Origin of the sequence: uncultured Phascolarctobacterium sp. (assembly GCF_934190775.1) — a bacterium.
GTDB lineage: Bacteria > Bacillota > Negativicutes > Acidaminococcales > Acidaminococcaceae > Phascolarctobacterium_A.
Genome location: NZ_CAKPTG010000010.1, coordinates 26,170 through 37,652, shown reverse-complemented (window position 1 = coordinate 37,652; position 11,483 = coordinate 26,170). Strand labels below are relative to the sequence as shown.

General features: G+C 47.5%; 10 protein-coding genes and 1 pseudogene. 8 read left to right on the top strand and 3 right to left on the bottom strand.

Features of this window, described 5'->3' with window-relative positions:
• Nucleotides 1–8: 8 nt before the first annotated feature.
• The 7 genes and pseudogenes from Q0G26_RS06855 (at nt 9) to Q0G26_RS11470 (ending at nt 6,539) form a co-directional block, all read left to right on the top strand.
• Nucleotides 9–446: a YbjN domain-containing protein gene (locus tag Q0G26_RS06855; RefSeq protein WP_021720812.1), complete on the top strand. Its 438-nt coding sequence runs from the start codon at nt 9–11 to the stop codon at nt 444–446.
• 45 nt (nt 447–491) lie between these two features.
• On the top strand, nt 492–2,162 hold the full coding sequence (locus Q0G26_RS06850; protein ID WP_293829308.1) for a ShlB/FhaC/HecB family hemolysin secretion/activation protein: 1,671 nt from the start codon (nt 492–494) through the stop codon (nt 2,160–2,162).
• 191 nt (nt 2,163–2,353) lie between these two features.
• Nucleotides 2,354–2,929, top strand: coding sequence for a phosphate propanoyltransferase (pduL, locus tag Q0G26_RS06845; RefSeq protein WP_276764825.1), 576 nt, complete (start codon nt 2,354–2,356; stop codon nt 2,927–2,929).
• A 35-nt stretch (nt 2,930–2,964) separates the two neighbouring features.
• Nucleotides 2,965–4,467: a hypothetical protein gene (locus Q0G26_RS06840; RefSeq protein ID WP_293829306.1), complete on the top strand. Its 1,503-nt coding sequence runs from the start codon at nt 2,965–2,967 to the stop codon at nt 4,465–4,467.
• A gap of 331 nt (nt 4,468–4,798) precedes the next feature.
• Entirely contained in the window at nt 4,799–5,464 is a 666-nt protein-coding gene (gene lexA, locus Q0G26_RS06835) for a transcriptional repressor LexA (protein ID WP_366517751.1), read from the top strand.
• A gap of 169 nt (nt 5,465–5,633) precedes the next feature.
• Nucleotides 5,634–5,966 (top strand): annotated as a pseudogene (locus Q0G26_RS11475) (SseB family protein); the annotation flags it as partial.
• Between the two features lie 3 nt (nt 5,967–5,969).
• On the top strand, nt 5,970–6,539 hold the full coding sequence (locus Q0G26_RS11470) for an O-acetyl-ADP-ribose deacetylase (protein ID WP_366517752.1): 570 nt from the start codon (nt 5,970–5,972) through the stop codon (nt 6,537–6,539).
• A 94-nt stretch (nt 6,540–6,633) separates the two neighbouring features.
• On the opposite strand, the gene Q0G26_RS06825 is transcribed toward Q0G26_RS11470, so the two are convergent.
• Nucleotides 6,634–9,555 carry an insulinase family protein gene (locus Q0G26_RS06825; protein ID WP_293829303.1) on the bottom strand — a complete coding sequence of 974 codons (2,922 nt, stop codon included), beginning with the start codon at nt 9,553–9,555 and terminating at the stop codon, nt 6,634–6,636.
• Nucleotides 9,556–9,728: 173 nt separating this feature from the next.
• Between Q0G26_RS06825 and Q0G26_RS06820 the strand changes: the two genes are divergently transcribed.
• Nucleotides 9,729–9,992: an Arc family DNA-binding protein gene (locus Q0G26_RS06820; RefSeq protein WP_293829302.1), complete on the top strand. Its 264-nt coding sequence runs from the start codon at nt 9,729–9,731 to the stop codon at nt 9,990–9,992.
• Nucleotides 9,993–10,071: 79 nt separating this feature from the next.
• On the opposite strand, the gene Q0G26_RS06815 is transcribed toward Q0G26_RS06820, so the two are convergent.
• Both Q0G26_RS06815 and Q0G26_RS06810 read right to left on the bottom strand, forming a co-directional pair.
• Nucleotides 10,072–11,067 (bottom strand): bile acid:sodium symporter family protein, encoded by a 996-nt coding sequence (locus Q0G26_RS06815; protein WP_293829300.1) that lies wholly within the window; start codon nt 11,065–11,067, stop codon nt 10,072–10,074.
• Between the two features lie 126 nt (nt 11,068–11,193).
• Nucleotides 11,194–11,409, bottom strand: coding sequence for a helix-turn-helix transcriptional regulator (locus Q0G26_RS06810; RefSeq protein ID WP_210684417.1), 216 nt, complete (start codon nt 11,407–11,409; stop codon nt 11,194–11,196).
• Nucleotides 11,410–11,483 lie beyond the last annotated feature (74 nt).

The window sequence follows — 11,483 nt, the reverse complement described above, 5'->3', positions numbered from 1 at the left end:
AAACGCTGATGAACAAAAAGGCAGAAGCTTTTATCAAATATCTGGATGATAAGAAGATTACCTGCTTTGCCATTGAACAGATTAGCGAGGATAAGCTGAACACAGTGGTCTTCCGTTCTCACATTGTTGTTGAAGGCCAGCGTCTGCCGACGCTGGTCATCCTGGACAGCAGTATTTATGGTATGCTTCGCGTGCAGCTGGCAGCAAATGCTGTCAACGAGACGAACGAAGTGGCCATTCTGAGGGAAATCAACAAGGTGAACCGTCAATATAAGGTGTTCAAATATTATCTTACAGATGACGGTTCACTCTACCTGGACAGCTGCTTGCTCTGCCAAAATGGCAGGCTGGAGGGCGACATGATTTATACCGTGCTGGATGTAATCATCAAGCATCTGGAAAAAGAATATAAAAAAATAATGCAGCTCATCTGGCAGGCAAATTAGCCTGCCGGATGCAGCAAAGTTATGTATATCAAAGGGGTGTTGACGATGATTACTAATAAAACAAGCTTGCTGCTGGTTACGCTTTTGCTGGGATGCAGTGCCGTTGCTTTTGCAGGGCCTACAGATCAGCAGGCAGCGGAATTCCATAAAAGCGGTTTGAATAACGCCGGTGTGGCAGCCAACAGAGCTATGGAGTATATGGAGCGCCAGCGTGTTGCTAAGCAGATTGCCGAGGACAAGGCTAAGACAAGCAGCAAGATAGAGCAGGGGAGCCAAAAGCCTGATGCGGAGCAGCAGGCGGCAGTAACCTTTAAGCTGGAAAAGCTGGAGCTGGATGAATCCACCGTACTGGAGCAGGCAGAGCTGCAGAAGCTGACGGACGAATATATCGGTAAAGAGGTTGGCGTCAAGGATTTGTACGAGCTGGTGAATAAAATTAACAAGCTGTATCTTGATAATGGTTACTTTACCTGTCGTGCAATTTTGCCGGCACAGACAATTAAAAACGGTACGGTAAAAATTGAGCTTATCGAAGGCAAAACGAATGCTGTTGAGGTGCAGGGCAACAAGTATACCAAAAGCAAATACATCAGCAAGCGTATGAGCCTGAAGCAGGGAGAGGTTGCCAACATCAACAAGCTGAATGACGATTTACTGCGCTTTAACGCTGCTAATGACGTGCAGCTGCGCATTTCTCTGCAGGCCGGCAGTGAGCCGGGAACTACGGATTACGTCATCAGCGCTTATGAACCGCAAAATATTACCTGGACTGTTTACAGTGATAACGCAGGCAGTGATACGAGCGGCGAATACCGCGGCGGCCTGTTCTTTACGGACAGAAGCCTGACAGGTGTGCGTGACGCGCTGACGCTGAACACGATGCTGAGCGATGGCACCAAATCCTTCGGCCTTGGCTACAGCAGGCCATTAGGCCATAGCGGTACCAAGCTGAACCTGCAGTACAGCGCCAACAGCGTTCACATTACGGACGGACAGCTGGAGCCGTTGAATGTACGCGGTCATGCTTATGCCATGAACGTTGGCCTGAGTCAGCCGTTGGTAGTGACGGAAAAGATTCGTACTGAGGCAACACTTGATTACGGCCAGCAAAATTCCAAGACTGATTTCAGCGGCCAGCATTGGCTCGATGATACCATTAAAGGCGTTACGGCAGGCTATTCCGTAACTAATTACGGCGCAAGCTCTGTTATTTACCAAAAGCACAGCTTTAACGCCGGTACGCATACCAATATTGCCGATAAGGACAAGGATTTTTCCCTGTACCAGCTTAATGGCCTGTACCAGAAAATGTATCAGCATGGGCAGCTTTTGAGCCTGCGCCTGGACGCACAGCGTGGCTTCAACAATTATCTGCCTTCCGCCCGTCAGTTCTACATTGGCGGTATGTACAGCGTACGCGGCTACAAAGAAAGCCTGCTTGGCGGCGACAGTGGCTACAGTGTGGGCCTGGAATATTCCGTGCCTGTGACTAAAGACAAAAAGACTAATGCTTTCGTCTTTATGGATCATGGTCAGGTCTTTGGCGACAGTGCCTTTGACAGCCATGTGCTGACAAGCTGTGGTTTGGGCGTGCGCAGCAACATCACCAAGCACATCGGTGCTGTGGTAACATTGGGCGTGCCTTTGATTAAGGAAATCAATAATACTGATGTAGATTCAACTCGCATCCATTTCATGGTAAGCGGTCAATTCTAAAAAAATCTTGTGTAATAATAGGACTGGGGAAGCCTGGTCCTATTTTTTTCTGTAAATATGTAGGAAAAAGAAGCTTTGCCTGTAGCTGATATCCTATTATATGAAAAAAATTTCGATAACTAATGACAATTACCACAATTCAAGCTATAATAAGTATATAAACAAAAAATTATTTTATGAGGTGACATACAATGCAATTTCCGATAGTTTTAGGTGTTTCTGCACGTCACGCACATCTGTGCCGTGAGCATATGGATATTTTATTTGGTGAAGGCAGTGAGCTGCACGTTAAAAAGCCGATTGGCCAGCCTGGTCAGTTTGCTTCTGAAGAACAGATTACCATGGTAACTCCCAAGGATTCCATGAAGCTGCGCATCATCGGTCCTCTGCGTCCGGAAACTCAGATTGAGCTTTCTCTGACTGACGCACGCAAGGTTGGCCTTGATGCTCCTATCCGCAACAGCGGCGACATCGCAGGCAGCGCTGGCGCTAAGCTCATCGGTCCGAAGGGCGAGCTGGAGCTGAAGGAGGGTATCATCATCGCTGCGCGCCACGTGCATCTGTACCCCGAAACCGCTGAAAAATACGGTCTGAAGGATGGCGATATCGTTGATATTACTACAGAGGGCGAGCGTTCCGTAACACTGCATAATGTTCTGGTACGTGCGGGCGTAAAGCATGCTGACGAGGTTCATATCGACACTGACGAAGCTAATGCCTGCAACCTGGGCAGCGGCGTGATGGTTAACATCGTTTATAATAAATAATTCCACCGTTTTTCCAATAAAAGGATGGTGAGTATATGAAAAAAATCACAGCCTTGGCAGCAGCGCTTGTTTTGTGCGCTACGCATGCTTCTGCCTACGAAAACAGCTACGCAGGCTACAGCGTTAAGGACGGACAGCCTTACTATAAGCTGGAAGCGAAGAAGGTTTATGCGTATACCAATATCAGCAGCAAAAAGGCCTATCAAGACGAAGAGGATTTAAAAAATACCGCAGTTAACATTGTTAACTATTACACAGCAGAGGATATGGAGCAGATTTTAGGCGAAAAATTCTCTACCGCATATTTTGATGCCGTGTATGAGAAGCTGGCGCTTTTGGAGCGCTCTCAGCTCAATCCGAAAACTGTGCCTGCGCCGCTGCTGGAGCTTGAAAAATATGCAGAGCACGACAGCAATGGTAATGTAACTATCCAAAGCAAGGTGCTCAAGGAGAAGCTGGACCAGCTTACGCCTGTAATCAAGGTAGGCAAGATTGCCGGCAAAAAGGCAATTACCATTTCTTATATCTATAAGCAATCTGATGTACTGTTTAAAATTGATACCAGTATGGTTTCTGCCAATGACAGACTTTATCTGCTGTCGACAGTGAACAGTGACCAGGATGTATACGCTCCGAAGAAGGACGAAAAAGCTGCTGACGCTGATACAGATGTTGATATCGATGATATTGAAGATATCGATACTGACGAAGCAGGCAGTGAGGATAAAGCAGCAAAAACCAAGTCTCAGGACGCAGCTTCTATAAAGGAAGCAGTAGAAAAGGCTCTGCAGGTAGAAAATGTTACTTTGCGCGACATTCCTGCAGAAACAATGCAGCGCTTTGATAAAGCACACACTGATCTGCTGAAGGGCTTTAAGGCTTTTGCTCCGACAAGCACGCCGAAGGCCATCAGCTTTACTGATGCTGCAGTCGGCAAAAGTGTGCAGCTGCCGGATGACTGGTTCTACGGCCAGCTGAACCTGCGATATAAGGATAAAGGCACCTTTTATCTGACTACGGCTTCTTCTATGAAGCAAATGCAGGAGGTTGCCGCAAATACGGATTATGACAATATTTATTCTGTATTTGCTATTCCGGCGTCTGATCCTGAATACCAGCAAAAGTTCATGGATCTTTACACCAGCGGCATGCGCAATGTTCTGGAGCATTGGAATCATCTGCTTGTTACCGTCAGCGTAGATAATATTAATGACGCTGATGCTAAAGAGCTTTTAGCAACGCCTGTTGCCAACAAGCTTGCTGTGGAAAGGATTATTAATGATGGTCTGCAGCGACTGAAGGGCTTTGGCAACGAATACTTTGCTTTGAAGGATTATAAGACAAATTTTGACTTCACCCAGGAAAAAGCTCTTATCGGCATCAATGCTGATACCCAATTGCTGAAGGATTTTGCTTATAACAACAAAATTTTGCTGAGCTGTAACCAAAAAGCTGCTACAGCGATGCTTTTTATCAAAAAAACCGACGTTGAAACGGAAAAAAGCCTTGAACAGCAAGTAAACGAATGGCACTTTTAATTACACAGGTGCAATGAGTTGCAGTGCATGAAAATCTCACGTCTGAGAAAAGGAAAATTTAACATAATATACATTATCGGACGTAAAATATTATTTTGCGCTCAAAACACCAAAAAAGGCAACTCTACAGACAAGCTTATTTCCCAAGCTGGAAAAATGCCTGAAATACCACTCAAAATATGCTAAATCTACATTTTTGAGCCGCTCAGCTCTCCCCCTGTAGTGTTTTACCATTAATTAGTCACCATGCGCACTGCTGTTTGACGAAATTACTTTTATCTGCTATAATTTGTATAAGGTAATCTATAAACAAATGATTGGAGGGTCTAAAATGGGAAGAAGAAAAGCGCTCCCGCCAGACTTTGATGGCAACTATACTGAAGAAATGTTGTCTGAACGCCAACGTAATATTTTAAAATTCGTTCGTACCTTTATTAATCATAAGGGTTATCCGCCTGCTGTACGTGAAATTGGTGCAGCTGTAGGCTTATCTTCCAGTGCCAGCGTGCATAACCATCTGAAGAAGCTGCAGGAATACGGCTTCATTCAGCGTGATGCAGCCAAACCGCGTGCATTGGAGCTGATGAGCGAAAGTGATGCCTGGAGAAACAAGCTCCTTGTTCCGGTACCGCTGGTTGGCAAGGTTACTGCAGGTGTTCCTATTCTCGCTGTAGAGAATATTGAAGAGACCTATCCTATTCCTCGTGACCTGATCGGCTGCGACGATGATGTCTTCATGCTTTCCGTATGCGGTGACAGCATGATCAACGCAGGTATCCTGGATCACGACTACATTATTGCTCGTAAGCAGAACTTTGCTAATAACGGTGATATTGTTGTTGCCTTGATTGATGGCGAGGAAACTACCGTTAAGCGTTACTTCCGCGAGCTGCGCAGTGTGCGCCTGCAACCGGAAAACGATAAGTATCAGCCGATTGTCGGTTCTGACAACATTAAGGTGCTTGGTAAGGTTATTTCTGTATTCCGCATGCTGTAATAACCTGACTGTAAAATGCATGTAAAATGATGTCACTTTAGCGTCATATACGAAAAACAGCTCTTTACAGAGCTGTTTTTTTGTTATATATTATAGTTATGAATGTGTGTAAACGATTTTTATAAGGAGATGACGCTTATGTTACATCCATCTACTGATATTATCATGAATGCCCAGCAATTTTTTTGCTGCTGACCAAAGCGAAGCCAACCTGGTGAAGCTGCTGCATGCAGTCAGCATTGTGCTACAGGAAGGTGCTGAGGTGCTTATCCCTACTGCTGCTGATGCGCCAGAGGGCCAGCTGCTGCTGCAGACGCAGACTACGGAAAGCGGCCTGGAATATATGACTGCCTTCAGCAGTAAGGAAGCCTATGAGCAGGGCGCGCCTTGCAACGTTATCAGCCGCCCTTTGGTCAACTACTTTGAAGCAATCCTGCAAATGGACGGCATTGCCGGGATTATCTTTAACCCTGCTTCCCCCGCTCCCTTCAATATCCAAAACCAAATGCTGAAGGAGCTGCTGGCCGATGCCAAGAAGAACAAGCAGCAGAACGCTATTTCTGTTTGGCGTGGTGATATAACTACGCTGGACTGCGACGCTATTGTCAATGCTGCCAACAGTACGCTTTTAGGCGGTGGTGGCGTTGATGGTGCTATTCACCGCGCTGCAGGACCGCAGCTTCTGGAGGAATGCAAAGCCTTAGGCGGCTGCCCGACTGGTGCTGCCAGGATCACCTATGGCTATAACCTGCCTGCAAGCTACATTATCCATACCGTAGGCCCGATTTATAATGGTAAGGTTGAACAAAGACTGGAGCTGGCCGACTGCTACAAGAATTGCCTGGACCTGGCACGCAAGCATCATTTGCATAGCATTGCTTTCCCGGCGATTTCTACCGGTGTTTATGCTTATCCTGTGGACGAGGCTGCCCGTATCGCTCTTTTGACCTGCACCGAATGGATTAATGCCAACGCCGACTATGGCATGAGCGTTGTGCTCACCTGCTTCAACAGCGGCGTTTATAACGCTTATCAGGAGCTTGTTAAAAAAGCGCAAAGCGGCGAGCTGGACTAAGTAAATATCGTTTTTCCGTATAACAAAACCCGTGACTCCCTTCGGATGTCACGGGTTTTTATTAGCCTTAGCGTAAATTTAATAGCGTACAGATTTACGCATTGAGGATATTGTTGAACAAAGATTTATTAGCTTCAATAGGCTGCTTGCCGCCGACTACGCAAATCAGGCCGTCGCTGAGCATGTCCTCTACTACCTTAGCCAGTGCTTGCAGGTCGGCGCTAGTTACCTGCAGAACCTCGTTGCGCACGCGCTGGCGCAGTTCAACAGAAACGTGCTTCAGGTATTGCGCTGTGGCCTTGTCCAGACGCATGCTGTTGGTCAAAGGCTTATCCATAGTGCTGATGGTACCGATAACATACTTGTTCAGCTCGCGTTCGGGGAACTCTTCGTTGCTCAGCCATTCTGCCAGACCTTTATAGGCCTCCAGTGTTTTTGGCAGCTGCGGGTCGCGGTAGGAGGCAAATACGCCTACACCGTTCAGCTCAAAGCGTGCGGTAACGCCATAAGCGCCGCCCTGGATACGGATCTTGGTCCAAAGGTATTCGTAGCTCAGAATAGTTTCCAGCACAGCCATAGCGCCCACATATTTGTGACCATGCTTAGCAAAGTTGCCGCCTGCAGCGACGTATTGCACCTTACCGGCAGTTGCAATAGCCTCGTTGGTGGTGCCTACAGGCAGAAGCTCAGCCTTCTCCCCTGCTTCTACCTCAGACAGCTTGCTGATGAACTCCAGGCATTGCGCTTTTACTGTTGCCTGCTCCTTCACATCACAGCTGTAGCTGAGCAGGAAGCGGCTCTTCTGGAAGAAGCGTTTGATTAACAGGCTCAGTTGCTCCAGCACCTGTGGTGCCAGCTCGTCGAAGTTGTCCGTCAGCTTTTTGAGGAACTGGTAATAGCTGAACTCATCCTGCTCGTTGACGCGTGCGCCGGCAGAGCAATAGGAGTACAGTCTGGAGATAGCAACCGTTTGACCGCGGTTGAAGAAGTTGTCGTCCCAATCGGTTTTCAGCTCGGATACCAGCTCGCGGAAGCGGTCCAGGTCGTCCAGCTTGCTTTCCAAAGCAATAGCCTGTAGGATATCCAGCATTTTCGGCAGGTTTTCTGTGAGGCATTTGCCTTTGGTGGAGAAGTAAATCTTGTAATCGTCCGTGGCTTCAGCCTCGGTAAAGGCGCGTACAGCGAACGCAATGCCACCGGTATACATGATAGCGTTGGTTGCCAGCTCCTGATAGCTGTAGCGCTCAGTGTTGAACTTGCCCATGATATCAGTAAGCAGATAGCACAGAGGCAGTTTTTCTGCCTCCATATCAGTGATATCAAAATAGAAGCCGGTATAAGCGATTTTATTGGTGTTGCGCGGCAGATACAGTAGACGGCTTGCGCCCAGCTTCTCTTCCTGCGTTTCAATCTGCTCTACCTCCTGCCTGATGTCGCTGCGCTTCAGTACAGGGATGGTTGCGCGTGCTTCCTCGCTGTCGGGAGTAGCCTGCAGGCGGTGCAGCTCGGCACATTCGTCGATATGCTGCTGCAGCTCCTCCTGGCTCATCTGTGCCTTGATAGCGCTCATCTTGGCAGCAGCGGCCTCCTGGTCTGCCTCCTCCTTGCCGGGCTGCGGCAGCAGGGTTACCAGCACCTTATGAGTGTTGTCCAGCAGATAGTTTTCGATAATGCTTTCATAATAATTGGTCTTCAGGCCCTCGCGCAGTGCTGCGATATATTTGTTATAGCACAGGCCTTCAATCGGATTGCCGTCATACAGCCAGTTGTCCATAACGCCGATGCCCAGAATCAGTCCTTTGGGATAGCCGCCGAAATCTGCTTCACGCAGCTTGAATTCCATGGAGTTGATGTTGGCCTCTAACAGCTTTTTGTCAACGCCGTTTATGGTAATATCCTGCAGTGTTTTATAGATAACGCTGATAAATTTATCGCGCAGCTCCTTCTCACTGCCGCTGGCACGAATAGAAAATACCGGCTGATACATGCTGGAGGTATAGCTGCCGTTGATAATCTGGCCTATACCTGCGTCCATCAGCGCACGGCGCAGTGCTGAGGATTCGCTGTCCAGCAGGGTGCTTTTCAGCAGGCTCAGCGCCATGCTGGTCTGCAGGTCGGTTGCCTTGCCTGTTACGATAGAAAGCTCGTGATATGTTTTGGCGGTGCAGTCCTCCTCTGCCCCAACCGGATAATATGCTTCGATATCCGCAGTACGCAGCAAGGGCTGCTGCTCTGCGATGGCGGAATCAACAGTGCCGGTCTTTTCGAAGCTGCTCAGATATTCGCTGTCGAGATATTCCAAAGTAGCGTCGATATCCATATCGCCGTATAAATAGATATAGCTGTTTTCCGGGCTGTAATAGGTTTTGTGGAACTGCTCGAATTTTTCCTGAGTCAGCTGCGGAATAGCGTCCGGATAGCCGCCGGATTCAAAGCGGTAGCAGTTATCGGGGAACAGAGCCTTCATGGCTTCGTTCTCCAGATATGCGTCCGGCGAAGAATATACGCCCTTCATTTCGTTATAAACAACGCCGTTGTAGCTCAGCTCGCCGTCGAGACTGTCCAGATTATAGTGCCAGCCCTCCTGACGCAGGGTGTATTTGTTTTGGTAGAAGGAAGGATAGAACACAGCGTCCAGATAGACGTCCATCAGGTTATGGAAGTCCTTATCGTTGCGGCTGGCAACAGGATACATGGTCTTATCCGGGAAGGTCATAGCGTTCAAAAAGGTGTTCAGAGAACCCTTGACGAGGTCTACGAAGGGCTCCTTTAAGGGATATTTGCGGGAGCCGCAGAGAGAGGAATGCTCCAGAATATGTGCCACACCTGTATCATCTGCAGGCGGAGTTCTGAAGGAAATAGAAAAAACCTTGTTATCGTCATCGTTAGCAAGGTACAAAAGGCGTGCGCCGCTCTTGATATGCTCCATGATATATGCCTGGGAGCTGATTTCATCTACAAATTGTGCTTGTAAAACCTTAAAGCCGTGGTATACGGCATTTATTGCTAAAGTCATTGTTGCCTCCTAAAATTTACACTATAGTATTCATTATAGCATATTTGCCAAGCTATTGTCTGAAAATCTTGTAAAAAGAGTTAGCTGTTGCTAAAAAAGATTATCTCCTTGCCAAATATGCATTTCTTGCCTATAATAATTAGTAGAATTATCAGTATACGGAGGGAGTATTCATGGAAGAGGCACGCTTTACATTGCGCATTCATCCTATTATTATGAATAAGATGAAGCATTTGGCAAAGATAAATGGTCGTTCAGTAAATAAGGAAATCGAACAGATTTTGAAATGGGTTATTGATGATTATGAGCGCCAATACGGCAAAATTGAGCTGACCAAGGCAGAAATGCCGGGCTTCAGCACAGGCGCGCCTGTTAAGGAAGCGCCGGAGCAGCCTATGGCAATGCTCTTCGGTTTAGATGAGAAGAATAAAAAATAAGGAGCAGGCTTTCTCCCCTGCTCTACGGCAAAAATTAAGAGGCACTACTGCGCTGCAGTAGTGCCTTTAGTGTTTATGCTTATTTTGCTATTGCATGTTCCTTAATGTCCAGCTTTTGCTTCTCCTCTACTTCTTTGATGCGGCAGCTGGCGAAAATAGAACCGGAAACGTTATGCCATACGCTGAAAATTGCTCCCGGAAGCGTAGCCAGCGGGTTAGCGGCGAAGTTTGCAGTTGCCAGTGCAAGCGCCAGACCACTGTTCTGCATTGCAACTTCAATAGCGATAGATGTTTCCTTAGCGTAGGATACCTTCATCAGACGCGCCATGCCCAGGCCCAGAGCCATACCGATGCCATTGTGCAGGACAACAGCCAGCATAACGATCAGACCGCAGCTCATCAGCTTAGCAGCGTTGACAGCAACGATACCGTCGATAATAGTTACAATCGCTACAACGGAAACCAGCGGTAGAATACCGCCCAGCTTGACAATGGTATCGTGGAAAAGGCTGTTTAAGATGATACCTGCAAGCACAGGCAGCAGCACAATCTTTACTACGGAAAGCACCATAGCCATAAAGCTTACCTCTACCCAGGAGCCAGCCAGCAGGTACACCAGCACAGGTGTTACCAGCGGTGCAATCAAGGTCGAAGTAATGGTCATGCCCACGGATAAGGGAACGTCGCCCTTAGCGATGTAGGCAATAACGTTGCTGGCAGTACCGCCGGGGCAGCAGCCTACGAGGATAACGCCCAGAGCGATATCAGTATCAAGATTCATCACTACAGCCAACAGATAGGCTGCCAGGGGCATAATAGTGTATTGCAGGATACAGCCGGAAATAACCTCCTTAGGTCGGGAAAAGACGATTTGAAAGTCCTCACGCTTGATGGTCAGGCCCATGCCAAACATTGCCGTACCCAGGAAGAGGGCCGTGTACTGCGGAATCCACATGAATTCCTGCGGATGTGTGAAGGCTATCGCTGAGGTAATCAAGATCACGACTGCGATATACTTGGACAGTAATCCGCTCACCTTGCCAATGATGTTTAAAACGGTGTTTTGCTCATTCATATTAAGTTTTCCTCCTTACATGTATGCTGCCTTTTGGCAGTCACGCTGTTAACTGCTTCGAGCAGAAGCAATTACATGGGTATTGTACCACAAAAAGGAAGAAAAATCCATGCCCTGATTAAGTTATCAGCAAGCTTCCAGCAGGTGCGACACCTTTACCTGCAGCTTGTCGGCAATGCGGAATACCAGGTCCATACTCGGGCGCGCGCTGCCGTGCTCGATTTTGCTCAAATACTGCGGAGTAATGCCTATCTGCTCTGCGAGCATCCCCTGCCCCAGCTCCTGCATGATTCTGTAATAACGTATTTTTCTGCCCATTTCTACATACTTTTCGCAATACATATATCATCCACTCCTCTTCATCTTACTGATTATAGCTTACATTATTCAAGGCGGTTCTTCATGGAAAAAAAGGT

Bases quoted from the DNA above. Each gene is read 5' to 3' on its own strand.
- lexA (WP_366517751.1), top strand. From the start codon at position 4,799: ATGGGAAGAAGAAAAGCGCTCCCGCCAGACTTTGATGGCAACTATACT.
- Q0G26_RS06810 (WP_210684417.1), bottom strand. From the start codon at position 11,409: ATGTATTGCGAAAAGTATGTAGAAATGGGCAGAAAAATACGTTATTAC.
- Q0G26_RS06850 (WP_293829308.1), top strand. From the start codon at position 492: ATGATTACTAATAAAACAAGCTTGCTGCTGGTTACGCTTTTGCTGGGA.
- Q0G26_RS06855 (WP_021720812.1), top strand. From the start codon at position 9: ATGAACAAAAAGGCAGAAGCTTTTATCAAATATCTGGATGATAAGAAG.
- Q0G26_RS06815 (WP_293829300.1), bottom strand. From the start codon at position 11,067: ATGAATGAGCAAAACACCGTTTTAAACATCATTGGCAAGGTGAGCGGA.
- Q0G26_RS06820 (WP_293829302.1), top strand. From the start codon at position 9,729: ATGGAAGAGGCACGCTTTACATTGCGCATTCATCCTATTATTATGAAT.
- Q0G26_RS11470 (WP_366517752.1), top strand. From the start codon at position 5,970: ATGCTGAAGGAGCTGCTGGCCGATGCCAAGAAGAACAAGCAGCAGAAC.
- pduL (WP_276764825.1), top strand. From the start codon at position 2,354: ATGCAATTTCCGATAGTTTTAGGTGTTTCTGCACGTCACGCACATCTG.
- Q0G26_RS06825 (WP_293829303.1), bottom strand. From the start codon at position 9,555: ATGACTTTAGCAATAAATGCCGTATACCACGGCTTTAAGGTTTTACAA.
- Q0G26_RS06840 (WP_293829306.1), top strand. From the start codon at position 2,965: ATGAAAAAAATCACAGCCTTGGCAGCAGCGCTTGTTTTGTGCGCTACG.